16 protein-coding genes are annotated in these 16,657 nt (G+C 38.7%); 10 read left to right on the top strand and 6 right to left on the bottom strand.

Annotated features, from left to right (window positions below; all coding sequences use genetic code 11):
- Nucleotides 1-230 precede the first annotated feature (230 nt).
- Nucleotides 231-1,307, top strand: coding sequence for a glycosyltransferase (locus tag B3394_RS03270; RefSeq protein WP_177730220.1), 1,077 nt, complete (start codon nt 231-233; stop codon nt 1,305-1,307).
- Here B3394_RS03270 and B3394_RS03265 read toward each other — a convergent pair.
- Both B3394_RS03265 and B3394_RS03260 read right to left on the bottom strand, forming a co-directional pair.
- Nucleotides 1,272-2,315, bottom strand: coding sequence for a sensor histidine kinase (locus tag B3394_RS03265; RefSeq protein ID WP_177730222.1), 1,044 nt, complete (start codon nt 2,313-2,315; stop codon nt 1,272-1,274). The two genes, B3394_RS03270 and B3394_RS03265, sit on opposite strands and share 36 nt — an antisense overlap.
- Nucleotides 2,316-2,999, bottom strand: a complete 684-nt coding sequence (locus tag B3394_RS03260; protein ID WP_177730224.1) for a response regulator transcription factor — start codon at nt 2,997-2,999, stop codon at nt 2,316-2,318.
- A gap of 183 nt (nt 3,000-3,182) precedes the next feature.
- Between B3394_RS03260 and B3394_RS03255 the strand changes: the two genes are divergently transcribed.
- The 7 genes from B3394_RS03255 (at nt 3,183) to B3394_RS03225 (ending at nt 10,962) form a co-directional block, all read left to right on the top strand.
- Entirely contained in the window at nt 3,183-5,933 is a 2,751-nt protein-coding gene (locus B3394_RS03255) for a TonB-dependent receptor (RefSeq protein ID WP_177730227.1), read from the top strand.
- A 197-nt stretch (nt 5,934-6,130) separates the two neighbouring features.
- Nucleotides 6,131-7,318, top strand: a complete 1,188-nt coding sequence (locus tag B3394_RS03250; protein ID WP_286912901.1) for a hypothetical protein — start codon at nt 6,131-6,133, stop codon at nt 7,316-7,318.
- A 110-nt stretch (nt 7,319-7,428) separates the two neighbouring features.
- Nucleotides 7,429-7,755 carry a T9SS type A sorting domain-containing protein gene (locus B3394_RS03245; protein WP_177730231.1) on the top strand — a complete coding sequence of 109 codons (327 nt, stop codon included), beginning with the start codon at nt 7,429-7,431 and terminating at the stop codon, nt 7,753-7,755.
- Nucleotides 7,756-7,865: 110 nt separating this feature from the next.
- Nucleotides 7,866-8,915 carry a T9SS type A sorting domain-containing protein gene (locus B3394_RS03240; protein WP_273244488.1) on the top strand — a complete coding sequence of 350 codons (1,050 nt, stop codon included), beginning with the start codon at nt 7,866-7,868 and terminating at the stop codon, nt 8,913-8,915.
- Nucleotides 8,916-9,067: 152 nt separating this feature from the next.
- Complete coding sequence (locus B3394_RS03235) at nt 9,068-9,316, top strand: hypothetical protein (protein ID WP_286912897.1); 249 nt, start codon at nt 9,068-9,070, stop codon at nt 9,314-9,316.
- Between the two features lie 121 nt (nt 9,317-9,437).
- Entirely contained in the window at nt 9,438-9,899 is a 462-nt protein-coding gene (locus tag B3394_RS03230) for a T9SS type A sorting domain-containing protein (protein WP_286912893.1), read from the top strand.
- An 82-nt stretch (nt 9,900-9,981) separates the two neighbouring features.
- Nucleotides 9,982-10,962: an acyl transferase gene (locus tag B3394_RS03225; protein WP_273244484.1), complete on the top strand. Its 981-nt coding sequence runs from the start codon at nt 9,982-9,984 to the stop codon at nt 10,960-10,962.
- A gap of 32 nt (nt 10,963-10,994) precedes the next feature.
- On the opposite strand, the gene tyrS is transcribed toward B3394_RS03225, so the two are convergent.
- Nucleotides 10,995-12,287, bottom strand: coding sequence for a tyrosine--tRNA ligase (gene tyrS / locus B3394_RS03220; protein ID WP_286912891.1), 1,293 nt, complete (start codon nt 12,285-12,287; stop codon nt 10,995-10,997).
- Between the two features lie 125 nt (nt 12,288-12,412).
- Here tyrS and B3394_RS03215 point away from each other — a divergent pair, with 125 nt between their 5' ends.
- Nucleotides 12,413-13,411, top strand: a complete 999-nt coding sequence (locus tag B3394_RS03215) for an NAD-dependent epimerase/dehydratase family protein (protein ID WP_286912889.1) — start codon at nt 12,413-12,415, stop codon at nt 13,409-13,411.
- On the opposite strand, the gene B3394_RS03210 is transcribed toward B3394_RS03215, so the two are convergent.
- Genes B3394_RS03210 through B3394_RS03200 form a run of 3 tightly spaced genes read right to left on the bottom strand, consistent with a single transcriptional unit; the run spans nt 13,404 to nt 15,867 of the window.
- On the bottom strand, nt 13,404-13,784 hold the full coding sequence (locus tag B3394_RS03210; RefSeq protein WP_177730244.1) for a DUF4296 domain-containing protein: 381 nt from the start codon (nt 13,782-13,784) through the stop codon (nt 13,404-13,406). The two genes, B3394_RS03215 and B3394_RS03210, sit on opposite strands and share 8 nt — an antisense overlap.
- Before the next feature lie 4 nt (nt 13,785-13,788).
- Entirely contained in the window at nt 13,789-15,129 is a 1,341-nt protein-coding gene (locus B3394_RS03205; protein WP_177730245.1) for a dihydroorotase, read from the bottom strand.
- 15 nt (nt 15,130-15,144) lie between these two features.
- Nucleotides 15,145-15,867, bottom strand: a complete 723-nt coding sequence (locus tag B3394_RS03200; protein ID WP_273244479.1) for a polyprenol monophosphomannose synthase — start codon at nt 15,865-15,867, stop codon at nt 15,145-15,147.
- Nucleotides 15,868-15,972: 105 nt separating this feature from the next.
- Here B3394_RS03200 and B3394_RS03195 point away from each other — a divergent pair, with 105 nt between their 5' ends.
- The gene (locus tag B3394_RS03195; RefSeq protein WP_177730249.1) at nt 15,973-16,638 is read left to right on the top strand and encodes a DUF4271 domain-containing protein; all 666 of its coding nucleotides are present in this window, start codon (nt 15,973-15,975) and stop codon (nt 16,636-16,638) included.
- Nucleotides 16,639-16,657 lie beyond the last annotated feature (19 nt).

Genomic DNA, 16,657 nt, shown 5'->3' with positions numbered 1-16,657 from the left:
TTACGGAAATATCCAAGAACAAAAATAGTTTTACTTTGCACTTATCAAACAAGTTATTAAAGATACTTATTTTGAACGAAACTTCAGACAATTTTAATCGTTAAGTTTCCGTTATGCATGCTAATCTTTGGAAAAAACTTGTTCTTTCAGCGTTTGATTTGGGTTGTTTTTTCAAAAAGGGTTTCCAATGCTATCGGGATTAAGAGAAAAACTTTTGGAAAATTTGTAAAATGCATAAAGTACATAAAAAAAGAATTTTAGTTGCCCCGTTAAACTGGGGATTAGGCCATGCCACACGATGCATTCCTATTATCGAGGCTTTGGAAAATAACGGTTATCAGCCGGTAGTTGCTTCCGATGGTGTTGCTTTATCACTATTGGAAAAAGAGTTTCCGCATTTGCAGACACTGGAATTGCCTTCCTATAAAATCCAGTATGCCCAAAACGGCGCCAATTTTAAATGGAAGCTTATTTCGCAGATCCCGAATATGGTTAAAGCCATGCGCACGGAGCACAGCACCATAGAACGCTGGATCGATGAGCATGAGATTGACGGTATTATATCGGACAATCGCCTGGGATTGTATTCCAATAAGGTCCCAACGGTGTTTATAACGCATCAGCTGAATGTGCTAACCGGAAATACTTCCTGGATAACAACCAAAATACACCATCAGTTTATTAAAAAGTTTAATGAATGCTGGGTTCCCGATATTGCCGGAACACCCAATCTTTCCGGTAAATTAGGACATCTGGACAGCTCTTCACTAAACGTGAAATACATTGGCCCGTTGAGCCGTCTGCACAAAAAAGCAGTCGAGCCGATATATGACCTTATGGTTATCCTTTCCGGACCGGAGCCGCAACGCACCCTGCTGGAAGAGAAGCTGAAACTGGAGCTGAAATATTTTGAAGGCAAGATCATTTTTATCAGAGGCGTGATCGAAGAAGAGCAGACCATTACCCGCCGACTGAATTTTACCTGTTATAATTTTATGAATACGGAAGAGCTTGAAATGGCTTTTAACCAAAGTAAAATCGTATTGAGCCGCTCCGGATATACGACTATCATGGATTTGGCACAACTGGGCAAAAAAGCTTTTTTTATTCCCACACCCGGACAATATGAACAGGAATATCTGGCTAAAAAATTAAAGAAAAAAGGATTGATCCCGTATTCCAGACAGGAGGATTTTAAAGCAGACGACCTGCTTCAGGTGGCCCTGTATAAAGGGTTAAAGAATGTTACCCAGGAAATAACCTGGAGGCAATTATTTAGTCTTTTCGAGCGTAAAGGAAAACTCTGAGCCAACGCCGAGTTTGCTTTCCACATAAATGCGCTCGTCATGGGCTTCAATTAAATGCTTTACAATAGCCAGTCCCAGACCGGAACCGCCTTCCGAACGGGCTCCGCTTTTATCGACACGGAAGAATCGTTCGAACAAACGCGAAATGTATTGCTTCTGAATTCCTTCACCGTTATCGGTAACACGGATGATCACTTTATTGTTCACCAGGTCTTCAATGCTAACCTCTGTTGTTCCGTTTTCTTTTCCGTACTTAATGGAGTTTTCAACCAGGTTGGTCACTACCTGCTGAATTCTTTCCTTGTCGGCAAAAACCTTAATCGCTTTCGGGTATTTGCGGTCAAACATCAGCATGATGTTTTTCTGGTCGGCACGCATTTCAAGCAGGTCAAAAACATTCTGAACAACATCTACAATATTGAATTCGGTAAATTCAAGGTTCAGATCCCCGGCTTCCAGTTTGGTAATCATATCCAGATCTTTTACGATATAGATAAGGCGTTCCACTCCTTTTTCGGCACGCTGCAGGTATTTTTTACGGATGGTTTTATCGTTCATCGCGCCATCCAGCAACGTGAGCAGGTAGCCCTGAACCGTAAACAGCGGTGTTTTTAATTCGTGAGAAACATTGCCCAGAAATTCTCTTCTGTATTCCTCACGAATTTTTAAGGTTTCTATTTCAATTTTTTTGTCTTTGGCAAATTTTTGCACTTCGTTCATTAAAGTCGCCATATCTGTAGTAACCGGCTGACTTCTGAGTGTGGAAGAATCCAGAAGCGAAACATCGTCATAGATTTTTTTCACTCTTCTGTAAATAAAGCGTTCCACACGGTATTGCAGAACGAAAAAGGAAAAGAAGTATACGCCTAAAGCAAAAACAATACAGAATTTGTAATTCAGTTCAAAAAACCAATAGGTCAATCCTGCAATTAATAAAGTTGAAAAAATGGTAATATAAAGTGCAGATTTAACCGCAAATCTGTATGATTTTTTAAAGCTTATGGACATTTATATTTCTAATTTGTAACCTACTCCTTTGATGGTTTTAAACAATTCGTCGCCGATTTTTTCTCTTAGTTTTCGAATGTGAACATCAATTGTTCTTCCACCTACAACTACTTCATTACCCCAGACTTTATCCAGTATTTCTTCACGTTTGAATACTTTTCCGGGTTTTGAAGCCAACAGGTAAAACAGTTCGAATTCTTTACGGGGAAGGATAATCTCTTCACCTTCTTTTACGATTTTGTACTCTTCGCGGTTGATTTCTATTTCACCTACTCTAAGCACATCACCCTGCTGCTCTTCTTCTTTTAAGCGGCGCAATAAGGCTTTTACCTTGCTCACAAGCACTTTTGGTTTGATTGGCTTGGCGATATAATCATCTGCTCCGGCATCAAAACCTGCAACCTGCGAATAATCTTCACTTCTTGCCGTTAAGAACGTAATAATAACATTGGCTAATTCGGGAATTTTACGAATGTTCTCACACGCTTCCATTCCATCCATTTCCGGCATCATTACATCCATAATGATTAGTTGCGGCATTTCTTTTTTTGCCTTTGCAATCGCTTCTCTTCCATTGCTGGCAGTCACGATTTGATAACCTTCCTGTGATAGATTATACCCTACAATTTCGAGGATATCTTGCTCATCATCAACCAATAAAATCTTAATGTCTTTTTTCTTCATAATGGACACTGTATGTGTGTTTTCGGGTTGTAAAGGTAAAGATAATACAAAACGATTACATGTGTTAACGATTATTTAATCTGTTAACGTTTTAGTAATAAATACCCAACAAAAGCATAACAAGTCACTAACCTCAAGTTAACGCTCACCAAGTTCCTTTGCACAAAATTTAATAAACACACAATGAAATTTAAATTATTATTAACAACATTATTGTTCACGGTCTTTGCCTTCGCACAAAAGGGAACTGTCAAGGGTACCATTACAGACAAAGAAATGAACAATGAACCGTTACCTTTTGCCAGTATAACAATTAAAGGTACAACAATTGGAGCAAGTACAGACGAAAAAGGTAATTTTAGTCTGAGTGTTCCGGAAGGAAATCACATTTTGATGATTGCCTTCTTAGGCTACGAAACTACTGAAGTGCCTTTTAAAATAGCTTCAGGAGAAACAAAAACCATTGACAAAGCAATTGGTGCAAACGGAGTACAACTGGAAGATGTTGTTCTTAAAATAGAAACCAGCCGTCAGAAAGAAAGTGCTTTATTAGTAGAACAGAAAAAAGCAATTGAAATAAAACAGAGTATCGGAGCGCAGGAATTATCCCGAAAAGGGGTTAGCGATGTGGCAACAGCTGTAACCAAAACCACAGGGATCACCAAACAGGAAGGTTCCGGGAATATTTATGTGAGAGGTTTGGGCGACCGTTACAACTCCACCACCATGAACGGCCTGCCGATTCCTTCAAACGATCCGGAAAAAAAGAATATCAAACTGGACATTTTCCCTACAGACATTGTAGAATATGTATCTATTGACAAAGTATACAACGGAAAAGTTTCCGGAGATTTTGCCGGAGGTAACGTAGATATCGTATCGAAAGACTATAAAGGTAAAGGATTTTTAAAATTGGACATCGGTTCTAATGTAAACACGAACGCACTGGCAGAGGACAATTTCAGCCTGCAGAAAGGACCAAACAGCTTTGGTTTCAGCAATCAGGCGAATCCGAAAACAATTGCTGCCTACGATTTTCAGTCATGGCAGCTGGAAGGTAAAACTCCGGTAGCCGGATCATTCGGAATTTCCGGAGGTAAATCATTCGACATCGGAGCAGAAGGAAAATTAAGCGTTTTCGCAACCGGATCTTTCAGTAATGAATATACTTCCAAAAGAAACGGTAGCGCAAAAGGAAGCGTTAGCGGTGACGGAAGTTTGATCAACAAAAATTTCAAAACCTATACTTCAATGGGTTACAACACCAACACCACCGGATTGGTAAATGTTGGCTACAAAATAAACAACAACCACAAAATCAGTTTCAACTCCCTGTTCATCAACTCTTCCAGCCAGGTTAAAGATGAGTATTTCGGATATGTTGCCGATTTGGAAGATACCGGAAATGGTTTGATCCGTCGTTCCCAATATGTTAAAAACACCCTTTTTGTAAATCAGTTATTGGGAGAGCACACGATCAGCAGCCGTTCAAAATTCAACTGGGGTGTAGCCCAAAACAACATCACAGGCGATACACCGGACAGAATGTACAATTCTTTTAAAAAGACTGACGAAGGTTATGTACTGATCAGTAAATCAAAACCGGACAACCACCGTTATTTCCAGAGATTGAAAGAGTATGAAACCGTTGCCAATGCCGCTGTTGACTATAAATTCAAAAAAGATGGAGAAGGTGATTTTAAAGGAAAATTCACATTAGGGTATAACGGTCGTTTTAAAAACAGAGATTTTAAAGCTACACAGTTCAACTTCAAAACGGAAGGTCCTTATCTGGGTACTCTTGTTGATCCTGACAACCTGGATTTGTTTTACAACCAGCAAAACCTGAACAATGGTTACTTTAACGTGAGTACCTTCATTGGAAACTCAGAAATCAGCAATGCCCTGGATCCTCAAAAATATTCCGGAGAGCAGATTATTCACGGAGGATTCTTAAATACCGAGTACAAATTCAGCAACAAGCTTACTGCGGTTTTAGGTTTACGTGCCGAGTATATTTTCCAAAAAGTAAACTGGAAAACACAGCTTGACCCGACCGGTGACAAAGATGAATTCGATAAAGTGACTTTCTTACCGAATTTAATCATGAAATACGAATTGAACGAAAAGCAGAATCTTCGTTTGGGATTAAGCAAAACCTATACACTTCCTCAATTTAAAGAAAGAGCTTTATTTATCTATGAAGATGTTACAGAGGTAAAAATCGGTAACCCGGATTTATATCCTTCAGACAACTATAACTTAGACTTAAAATGGGAAATGTTCCCTAAAAATGACGAGTTACTATCTTTCACTGCTTTTGGTAAATATATTGTTAATCCTATCAACGAAGTTACGATCGCTTCTTCTACTAACGATATTTCTTTTATCAATACCGGAGACAGAGGTTATGTAGCCGGTGCCGAAGCAGAATTCAGAAAGTTAATTTTTGAATCCGGTGAGAACAACACTAAAAAGCTGACAGCAGGCGTAAACGCTTCTTATATGTATACAACCCAGGACCTGAATACGTCAAAGGTTGAGAACGAAACAAGATACCAGGTACAGTTCACAAACGCTAAAAGCGCTTTTACAGGAGCTTCTCCATTGTTGTTAAATGCTGATATTTCATTCTTAAAAGAATGGGATAATAAAAATGCGAATGTTTCCACAACTCTGGCTTATTCGTATTTCTCAGACAGGATTTATGCTATCGGAACAAACTACAGAGGCGACCAGGTTGACAAAGCCGTAGGCACACTGGACTTTATCCTGAAATCCAAAATCAACAAAAACTTAGGTTTTGGTTTCACTGCAAAAAACCTGTTAAATCCAAAAATCGAACGTGTTCAGGAAAACGATAACGGCGACATCACATTATTAACTTATACTAAAGGTTTGAACCTGAGTTTTAACGTTAGTTACCAGTTTTAAGAAAACAATACAGAAACACAAAGGAGCACGATCGTGCTCCTTTTTTATTTGCAGCAAGATTACTTAACACAAGAAACATTCTCTTAATAATTAGGACAAAATAAGTTAATCTAACATTGATAATCGCTTAACCTGTTTCCAGAAAAATCAGAGCACTTTTGCATCAAGACATAACTAAAAAATTATTTAGAAAAAAAATGAAAAAATCGATTGTAAAATTATTTGGAATTTTCGCAGTAACTGCAGGGATCTTAACAGGTTGTTCTTCTTCTGATGACGATAACAACAATAACTCCCAGCCATCTTCTTCTTTCGTTGCTAATGCAAACGATTTCAAAGGAGTAATCAATGATGGTACGGTAACTTTAGTTGCTGGTGTAACTTATAAGCTTACAGGTAAAATTCAAGTAAATAACGGTGCTACATTAACAATTCCTGCTGGAACAAGAATTGAAGGCACTGGAGGAACATCTGCTTATATCGCAGTTGCTCAAGGTGGTAAAATCAACGTTTTAGGCACAGCAAGCAGCCCGGTTATCATGACCAGCGGTTTAGCTACTAAAAATGCAGGTGACTGGGGAGGTTTAGTAATTTGTGGTAAAGCTCCGATTAACAGAGGTACTGTTACTGCACAATCAGAAGTTGCTGATTTAACTTATGGTGGTACAGTTGCTACTGATAATTCAGGTGTAATTAAATATTTAAGAGTAGAATATTCCGGAGCTGCTTTTAACACAGAAAAAGAATTCAACGGAATTTCTTTCTTCGGTGTAGGTTCCGGAACTGTAGTTGAAAATGTAGAGGTTTACCACGGTGCTGATGACGGATTCGAATTCTTCGGAGGAACTGTTAACACTTCAAACTTAGTATCTATCGGAAACGAAGACGATCAGTTTGACTGGACAGAAGGATGGAACGGAACAAACACAAACTGGTATGGTAAAATTGATTTCGGAAAAGGAAACAGAGGTATCGAAGCAGACAACTATGAGTTCAACTTTGACGCAAATCCAAACTCTAACCCTACAATCGCTAACCTTACTTTAATCGGACCTGGAAGTACTGCGGATACAAACATCTATACCGAAAACCAGGCATTAAAATTAAGAAGAGGTACTAAAGGAATGTTCAGCAACCTGGTTATAAAAGATTTCAAAGTTGGTTTCGATGTAGAGCACGATCAAACTATCGCTTACGTTGCTAACGGTACTTTAAAAGCTACTAACGTTAAATTCGACGGAATCGGAACAAACTCAAAAGGTAAGAAAACGGATGCTTCAAGTGCAGATGTGAATGCTGTATTTACAACTTCAACTACTGCAACAGGAGCTGGAAACGGAACAGCAGCACCAAGCTGGGCAACAGGATGGGCTATCGGTTTCTAATCCATATAAAAAATAATCTTTTTCAGAAAAATATCTCTCTTTTTTAAGAGGGATATTTTTTTGGCATAAATTTTGAACTTTTTTTGTATCTTTATACAATATTTGTACACATGAAGAAAAATTACTTTTATATTATCCTATTCTCCCTCTTTTTGTTTTCTGTAACCGCGATGGCACAGGAATCAAAAGGTTCTTCTGGTACTACAATTGAAGGGTTAAACATTTATCCCAATCCAACAAACGGAGACAAGATTTACATCACTTCCCGTTCTTCACAGGACAAAGAAGTTGAAATTTTTGATGTATTGGGAAAACGTATTTTGCAGGCCACTCTTAATTCCAAAGAGTTAAACATTGCCAATTTAAATGCCGGCGTTTATATCATAAAAATCAAAGAAGGTGAAGCTTCCGCAACAAGAAAGCTTATTATCAGATAATTAACACAACAAAATTTACAATAATTAACCATAATTTTACATTAAAAGTTTTCATAACTAATGAATACTTATTAACTTTGTTGTCCACTTTTTAAAAAACAATTCAAAACATGAAAAAACTTTACACTTTATCATTAGTATTATTAGCTAGTGCTTATTCTTTCGGACAAACCGTTTTAACCGAAAGTTTTAACTATACAGCAGGACAAAATGTCGGAGGTAATTCAACAGCTACAACTGACACTACCGGAGCAAACAACTGGACTACACAAAGTAATACTTCTGGAAACTCAGGTACAATAGACGTTATCGCTGGTAGCTTATCCTATACTGGCTTACAAGCTTCAGTAGGTAATAAAATTTTATTACCAGGAAATAATACTGCCGTTCCAAGAGACATAAACAGAGCAATCACTCCAAATGCTGCTGATAACGTTCTTTACTATTCATTATTAATCAATGTTATCGACAACACTCAATTAAGCGGAACCCCTAACTACTTCTTCGGATTAGGAGCTTCAACTACTGCTTTTGGTGCTCGTTTAGGTATCAACTCTACTACAGGAACTAATTACAGATTAAGCATTCAAAACACATCCGGAGGAGCACCTACATTTACTGATTTTGTTCAAGATTTAAATTTTGGCACAACTTATTTAGTAGTTGTAAAATATGATAAATCTGCATCACCAACTAATGCAACATTATGGGTAAACCCTACTAGTTTAGGAGGAGCTGAACCAGCAACAGGATTTGTATCAAACAATTCAGGAACTTCAGCATTCAACACTTTCGCAAACATCTTCTTAAGAAATGCTCTTGCAAGTGGAGCAGGTACTCCTAAAGCACATATTGACGAAATCAGAGTAGGAAACACTTGGGCTAGTGTTACTCCTCAAGCTACTGCCAGCTTAACTGACAACGCTATCGCCGGATTAAAAGTATACCCTAACCCGGTTTCCGGAAATAACTTCTATATCTCTTCTGACGCTACTGCTGTAAAATCAGTTGCAGTTTATGATGTATTAGGAAAACAAGTAATCAACACTAAAGTTGAGAACGAAGCAGCAATCAACGTTTCTAACTTAAACGCTGGTGTTTATATCGTTAAAATCACTGAAGAAGGAAAAACAGCAACTAGAAAATTAGTTATCAAATAATTTCTTCAAACAAGATATTCTTAAAGCGCTGACATTGTCAGCGCTTTTTTTATTTCTGTACAATCTTCAAAAAACCGCTAAAATTTAAACATAGCTTTACATTATCGTCATTAAAAACAAATTTTCATACGGTATCTTTCCATAAAAATACCATGAAGAAAATCTACTTCGCTTTATTCAGCATCGCAACAGCACTAACGGGCAGTGCTCAGACGAATTTAATTCCAAATGGGGATTTTGAAAATTGGACAAACAACACGACTCCAACGAATTTTACACCGGTAAATACCGAAACGTTTTCTGCAAACAATTTTATAGCAAAAGAAACCGGCATTAAAAAAAAATGGCCTGTCTGCCGTAAAACACCAATCGCAGGACGATACCCAAACCGTAAGCCCTAACGACCTGATCCCGGTTATTGCCGGAAACAACTATACCATCTCCTATTGGCTTCTTGATAACGATACCAAAGCACGTTCCCGCGCCTGGCATTCCTGGGTGAGCATCTCCAATGGCGTAGAAATGGAACTTACAGACAACAGAGACGTTTTGCACCCTACCTCCTATTCCAGCAACAACGCACAATGGGTACAGATCAGTTTTACCCTGACCGCACCGGCTAACGCCACACATTTCAGGTTTCAGGCAAGAACCTACAGACAGTCGGCAACAAATGTTGGCGGATATATTTATTATGACGATTTCTCCATCGTAAACAACACTCCAATGGGAACAGCCGATCACACTATTGAAGGACTGAAAATATATCCCAATCCGGCTTCAGCCAATGACAACCTGTTTATCACTTCCGATTCCGGCGCTGCAAAATCCATTCTTATGTATGACATCCTGGGCAAAGAAGTTAAAAACACCACTGCCGACAACAACAGCCCGGTTAACCTTTCCCAATTAAACAGCGGCGTTTATTTGCTTAAAGTTACCGAAGAAGGAAAAACAGCAACCAAAAAATTAATCATCAAATAGCCTTCCATAATCCTTAACCTTGCAAAGCATCAATTTCTATTGGTGCTTTTTTATTTTGTATTTTTGTCAAAAAGAATTTCCCTTGATCTCAACATCCGATATATTTCAAATTGCATCCAAAAAAGAATTTGAGAAAACAACGCTCAAAGTTTTTCGCCATCAATATGATAACAATAGTGTTTATCAGGATTTTTGCAATCTTTTAAAAAAGGACAAAACCAACGTCAAAAGCATTCAAGACATTCCGTTTTTACCCATACAGTTTTTTAAAAGTCATGATGTATTAAGTTCAACCGAACCCATACAGACCACGTTTACCAGCAGCGGAACTACCGGCATGAGTACCAGCCGCCACCTGATAACCGACTTACAATATTATGAAGAAAGTTTTCGCCTGGGATTTTCCCAATTTTACGGCAACATTGAGGATTATGTTGTTTTAGCCCTGTTACCATCCTATCTGGAACGGGAAGGCTCTTCATTAATCTATATGGTAGAAGATTTAATACAGGCATCCAATCAACCTGACAGCGGCTTCTATTTAAACAATTACAACGAGCTGATTGAAAAACTGGTTACTCTGGACAGGCAGGGACAGAATGTCATCCTGATAGGGGTTACCTATGCTTTACTGGATTTAATTGAAATGCAGGATTTCAGCCTGAAAAATACCATTATCATGGAAACCGGAGGCATGAAAGGGCGCCGTAAAGAAATCATCCGGGAAGAGCTGCACGATATCCTATGCAAAGGATTCGGCGTGTCAAAGATCCATTCCGAATATGGTATGACCGAATTATTATCGCAGGCATATTCTTTAGGCGATGGTGTTTTTGAATGCCCGCCGTGGATGGATATCCTGATCCGCGATACCGAAGACGCCTTATCGTATATTGCCTACGGAAAAACCGGCGGCATTAACGTCATTGACCTCGCAAACATCAATTCCTGCTCCTTTATCGCCACCCAGGATTTAGGAAAAAAATACACCAACCAGTCCTTCGAAGTATTGGGCCGTTTTGACAATTCCGATATCCGCGGATGCAATCTGATGGTTTTATAAAATAAAAAAGGGAGCTTAAAGCTCCCTTTTCATTATATTGCTCTGATAACAAAATAATTCTTTTTACCTCTTTGCAGCAAAACGAATTGCCCGTTAATCAGATCCGTATCGGATATGGAATAATCCTCTCCTACTTTTTCCTTATTAACCGCGATCGAGTTCTCTTTTAAAGCTCTTCTTGCTTCTCCGTTAGAAGACAGGAATCCCGATTTACCGGCTAAAGCATCAACAATCCCTAAACCGGATGCAATCTCCGCTTTAGCAATCTCCGCTTGCGGCACACCATCAAAAACATCTAAAAATGTTTTCTCATCCAATTGTCTTAAATCCTCCGAAGTTGAATTTCCAAATAAAATATTCGACGCTTTAATCGCATTATCCATATCTTCTTTTGAATGCACCATAATTGTGATCTCTTCCGCCAAACGCTTCTGTAAGATTCTTAAATGCGGTTCTTTTCGGTGTTCTTCCGTTAAGGTTTCAATTTCTTCTTTCGATAAAAACGTAAAGATCTTGATATATTTTTCAGCATCTAAATCGGATGTATTCAACCAGTACTGGTAGAATTTGTATGGCGATGTTCTGGCAGCATCCAGCCAGATGTTACCACCTTCTGATTTTCCGAATTTAGTACCGTCTGCTTTTGTAATCAACGGACAGGTTAACGCATAGGCTTTTCCGCTTTCTTTTCTGCGAACCAGTTCCGTTCCGGTAGTAATATTACCCCATTGGTCACTACCTCCCATTTGCAGGGTGCAGTTTTTCGCTTTGAATAAATGTAAGAAATCATACCCCTGAACCAATTGGTAAGTAAACTCGGTAAAAGACATTCCTTCTGCCGATTCTGACGAAAGACGCTTTTTAACGGAATCTTTAGCCATCATATAGTTCACCGTAATATGCTTCCCTACATCACGAATAAAGTCCAAAAACGTGAACTCCTTCATCCAGTCATAGTTATTTACCAGTTCCGCAGCATTGGGAGCGTCGGAAGTAAAATCAAGAAAACGGGACAGCTGTCCTTTTATCGCATCCTGATTGTGACGCAGCGTTGCTTCGTCCAGTAAATTTCTTTCGTTTGATTTTCCGGACGGATCGCCAATCATTCCGGTTGCACCGCCCACTAAAGCCAAAGGCTTGTGACCGCTCAACTGAAAATGTTTCAGCATCATTACGCCTACCAAATGTCCTATATGCAATGAATCCGCTGTTGGGTCAATACCCACATACGCCACACGCATCTGCTCCAACAAATGTTCTTCCGTGCCTGGCATAACGTCGTGGAGCATTCCTCTCCAAGTCACTTCTTCAATAAAATTCTTCATTTTTAATCAATTTGCACAAAGATAATCGAATTAAACTATTTGATGAAGCATCCTTTTTGACAATTTTGTATTTTTTAATATAATTCCTACTTCCATAAGCTGCTATAATTACTACATTTGTAACTATGATATTAGTAACAGGCGGAACCGGATTAGTAGGCGCATATCTTCTTCTGGACTTACTTCAGAAAGGAGAGGCCGTTCGGGCTATTTACCGTTCGCATTCCAATATCCAAAACACCAAAAAGCTTTTTGAAAAACACCGGCAAACGGCCCTGTTTGAAAAAATAGACTGGTTTGAAGCCGATATTACCGATATCCCCCGTTTAAGCAAAGCTTTTAAAGACGTGGAATATGTGTACCATTGTGCTGCCTTAATTTCTTTTGATCCGGACGACGAAGAATTGCTGCGCAAAACCAATATTGAAGGCACTGCCAATGTTGTCAATTGCGCACTGGATTTCAAAGTCAGAAAACTCTGCTATGTAAGCTCTATCGCTGCTTTAGGCGACACAAAAGAAGGCGAAACACTCATTACCGAAGAAACAGACTGGAACCCCGAAAAACTCCACGGCGATTATGCCATTACAAAGTTTGGCGCCGAAATGGAAGTATGGCGTGCCGCTCAGGAAGGTTTAAAAGTAATTGTTGTTAATCCCGGAATCATTTTCGGAAGCGGCTTCTGGAATAACGGCAGCGGCCAGATTTGTAAAAAAATTGCCGGCGGATTCCCATTCTACTCAAAAGGCGTAACCGGAATTATAGCTATTGAAGATGTTATCCGCATCATGACCGCCTTAATGAACAGTGATCTTGCCGGAAACCGTTATACGCTTGTCGCAGAAAATCTTTCTTTGGAAAAAATATTGTTTACCATCGCCGACGGCATGGGTAAAAAAAGACCTGCCGTTTATGCCGGTCCGCTGCTCACAGCGATAGTCTGGCGACTGGACTGGTTATTTTCCAAACTATTGTTCCGTAGCAGAAGTTTCACAAAAGCTACATCAAAATCCTCCCACTCACAGGAAATTTACAGCAATAAAAAAATAGCTCAGGAACTGAACTATTCTTTTATCTCCATGGAGGAATATCTTTTAAATCTAGGGAAAGAATATACTAATTAGCTGCATCCGTAGGCGGAACACCTGTAGTTTTCTCGATTTCTGCGCCTACCGCTTTTCGCTGCTCATCCAGTCTTTCAATCACCTTATTATACAGTCTTTTATATCCTTCCACATCGGACGCATAGTACTTATTACTGGCTTCAATTATTTTAGCATTGACTTTATACTTATTAAAGATATAATCATCCAGCTTTAGATTATTCGAGGAAATCCGCAGCGGATCATAGCCGTCAACAGCCTGATATATGGCAATATCCGATAAAATTTCGACCATAGTATCTTCCGGAATAAGATTCACGGGTTTTTTCATGACCTGTTGCTCACAGGCAGTAACCACACATAGCAATCCGATAAGAAAAAGAAGTTTTTTCATAATTTTATCTATCAAATAATAAACGCTCTCCGCAACGAATATCTTTAATCTTCGAATTTACATAAACTAACTGTCCGTTTACCAACGTATGGGTAATTCGTGATTTAAAATTCGAACCTTCAAAAGGCGACCATCCGCATTTGTACAGAATATTTTCTTTTTTCACGCTCCATGGAAGTCCCGGATTCACAATAGCCAGATCGGCATAATATCCTTCTCTGATAAAACCTCTTTTTTCGATTTTAAAGATTTTAGCCGGATTGTGTGCCATTTTCTCCACAATCTTCTCCACGGAAATTTTCCCCTGATGAAACGCTTCAAACATCGCCACAACAGCATGCTGAACCAATGGTCCGCCGGAAGGGGCGCTGGTATACGGATTTTTCTTTTCTTCCAATGTATGCGGCGCGTGATCTGTTGCAATCACATCGATCCTGTCATCCAATAAGGCTTTCCACAATTCATCCCTGTCCTTTTCCGTTTTTACGGCCGGATTCCATTTTATAAATGTCCCTTTCTTTTCATAATCGGCATCGGTAAACCAAAGATGGTGCACACAAACTTCTGCGGTGATCTTCTTCTCTTCCAATGGGATTTTATTGGTAAACAATTCCGTTTCCTTAGCGGTAGAAACATGGAAAATGTGCAAACGGGCTCCGGTTTTCTTCGCCAGCTCAATCGCTTTCGAAGAAGAAAGGTAGCACGCCTCTTCGCTTCTTATTAAATGGTGGAATTTCATCGGGATATCATCTCCGTATTCCTCTTTGTATTTTTCAAGATTCGCTTTGATTGTCCCTTCATCTTCACAGTGAACGGCAATCAGCATGGGCGTACTGGAAAAAATCTTTTCCAGAACTTCTTCATTATCCACAAGCATGTTTCCGGTTGACGAACCTAAAAACAATTTTATCCCGGCAACATTTTTCGGATTGGTTTTTAAAACTTCTTCCAGATTGTCGTTTGTTCCGCCCATCATAAACGAATAATTCGCATAGGATGTTTCGGCTGCAATCTGGTATTTTTGTTCCAATAATTCCTGCGTTACCGCATTCGGAACCGTATTGGGCTGTTCGATAAAGGAAGTGATTCCTCCGGCAACAGCAGCTTTCGATTCGGAAGCAATATCGCCTTTATGCGTTAATCCCGGTTCCCGAAAATGCACCTGATCGTCGATTGCACCCGGAATAAGATAATTTCCTTCGGCATCAATAATTTTACAATCAGAAGATTTAGGGCTTATACTTTCTGCGATTTCCTTGATAATTTGTCCTTCTATCAATACATCACCTTCAAAAATAACGCCTTCATTTACAATCTTCGCATTTTTTATTAATATCTTGTTCATTGTGAATCTTATCTCTTATAATCGGTTTATCATTTTTTTCAATCGCAATGTAATCACTCCGAATATTGCTTCTTTTATAATCGCATTACTCATTTTTGACTGTCCTTTTGTCCGGTCCGTAAAAATAATCGGCACTTCAACAATCTTCAGTTTTTTGACGAAAGTCCGGTATTTCATTTCAATCTGAAAAGCATACCCGACAAACTTAATTTTATCCAGGTTGATCTGCTCCAGAACCTGTTTTTTGTAACAGATAAAACCGGCGGTAGCATCGTGAATTTTCATTCCGGTAATGATATCCACATAAACAGAAGCAAAATAGGACATCAAAACACGGTTTAGCGGCCAGTTAACCACATTCACACCGGTTATATACCGCGATCCTATTGCCATATCCGCACCGGCAGCACAAGCCTCATACAAACGCTTTAAATCTTTAGGATTATGGGAGAAATCGGCATCCATTTCAAAAATGTATTCGTATCCTCTATCCAGAGCCCATTTAAAACCATGTACATAAGCCGTTCCCAGCCCCGATTTTTTGAACCGGTTTTCCAGATGCAGCAAACCCGGGTATTCCGATTGCAATTCGGCAACCTTACGGGCCGTTCCGTCCGGAGAATTATCATCAACCACAAGTATATGAAACGGGACATCCAATTCGAAAACAGCTCTCACGATATTTTCTATATTTTCAATCTCGTTATATGTTGGAATGACAACTACTCCTAAACTCATTTTTACTTAAATTTGCCTGCAAAAATAAACTATTTCTGATGGTTGTTTCATAATAAAAGTATAATAAAAATATTCCGTTTAAAAATTAGTACTTTTACAGGCGATATGATGGATTTAATATTTAACGAGAGAGTAGTTGAAAACAAAGACTGGGCAACAATTTTATTTGTTGTTTGCTTTGCTTTACTTGCAATTAATAAGGCTGTTTTTGAAGTTCGTTTTAACGAGTTCATCCGGCTCGGTATTTCCGATAAATACATAAAGATTTATAAGGACAGCGGCAACATGCAAAGCTGGTTCACGATCTCTATGTTTTTTGTCCAGCTGATTTCCTTTGCTTTTCTCATCCAGATCATCCTGAGCTATTACGGCCATACCACCAAGACCAACTGGATTTCCTACATACAGATTGTAACGCTTCTGGGCGTATTTATCCTTTCCAAATACCTGATTGAAAAGATCATCGCGACATCATTTAACATTGAGGAGTTCAACGAGCAATTTAATTTACAAAAAGTTAACTATCGAACCTACATCGGTTTACTCATTTTACCCATCAATTTATTCCTCTTTTACAACAATTTCCCATCAAAAAAACTAATATTAGGCGTTATTTCTATTATTTTAATAATAAACATAACAACTTATGTGTTTACATTGAAAATTTATCAAAATTTAATACTGGGCAAGCTGTTCTATTTTATTTTGTATCTTTGCACACTTGAAATAGCCCCCTATTATTTCATGTATTATTGGTTTACGAAAAGTTAGAGCATTACAATTATTTTAA

Source organism: Flavobacterium sp. UBA4197 (assembly GCF_002379575.1).
GTDB lineage: Bacteria > Bacteroidota > Bacteroidia > Flavobacteriales > Flavobacteriaceae > Flavobacterium > Flavobacterium inviolabile.
This window is presented reverse-complemented; position numbering and strand designations above follow the sequence as displayed.

What these genes read in the sequence shown, in the direction of transcription:
- tyrS (WP_286912891.1), bottom strand. Translation starts at nt 12,287, where the DNA reads ATGAAGAATTTTATTGAAGAAGTGACTTGGAGAGGAATGCTCCACGAC.
- B3394_RS03270 (WP_177730220.1), top strand. Translation starts at nt 231, where the DNA reads ATGCATAAAGTACATAAAAAAAGAATTTTAGTTGCCCCGTTAAACTGG.
- B3394_RS03245 (WP_177730231.1), top strand. Translation starts at nt 7,429, where the DNA reads ATGAAGAAAAATTACTTTTATATTATCCTATTCTCCCTCTTTTTGTTT.
- B3394_RS03255 (WP_177730227.1), top strand. Translation starts at nt 3,183, where the DNA reads ATGAAATTTAAATTATTATTAACAACATTATTGTTCACGGTCTTTGCC.
- B3394_RS03235 (WP_286912897.1), top strand. Translation starts at nt 9,068, where the DNA reads ATGAAGAAAATCTACTTCGCTTTATTCAGCATCGCAACAGCACTAACG.
- B3394_RS03205 (WP_177730245.1), bottom strand. Translation starts at nt 15,129, where the DNA reads ATGAACAAGATATTAATAAAAAATGCGAAGATTGTAAATGAAGGCGTT.
- B3394_RS03230 (WP_286912893.1), top strand. Translation starts at nt 9,438, where the DNA reads ATGGAACTTACAGACAACAGAGACGTTTTGCACCCTACCTCCTATTCC.
- B3394_RS03240 (WP_273244488.1), top strand. Translation starts at nt 7,866, where the DNA reads ATGAAAAAACTTTACACTTTATCATTAGTATTATTAGCTAGTGCTTAT.
- B3394_RS03260 (WP_177730224.1), bottom strand. Translation starts at nt 2,999, where the DNA reads ATGAAGAAAAAAGACATTAAGATTTTATTGGTTGATGATGAGCAAGAT.
- B3394_RS03210 (WP_177730244.1), bottom strand. Translation starts at nt 13,784, where the DNA reads ATGAAAAAACTTCTTTTTCTTATCGGATTGCTATGTGTGGTTACTGCC.
- B3394_RS03195 (WP_177730249.1), top strand. Translation starts at nt 15,973, where the DNA reads ATGATGGATTTAATATTTAACGAGAGAGTAGTTGAAAACAAAGACTGG.
- B3394_RS03215 (WP_286912889.1), top strand. Translation starts at nt 12,413, where the DNA reads ATGATATTAGTAACAGGCGGAACCGGATTAGTAGGCGCATATCTTCTT.
- B3394_RS03200 (WP_273244479.1), bottom strand. Translation starts at nt 15,867, where the DNA reads ATGAGTTTAGGAGTAGTTGTCATTCCAACATATAACGAGATTGAAAAT.
- B3394_RS03265 (WP_177730222.1), bottom strand. Translation starts at nt 2,315, where the DNA reads ATGTCCATAAGCTTTAAAAAATCATACAGATTTGCGGTTAAATCTGCA.
- B3394_RS03250 (WP_286912901.1), top strand. Translation starts at nt 6,131, where the DNA reads ATGAAAAAATCGATTGTAAAATTATTTGGAATTTTCGCAGTAACTGCA.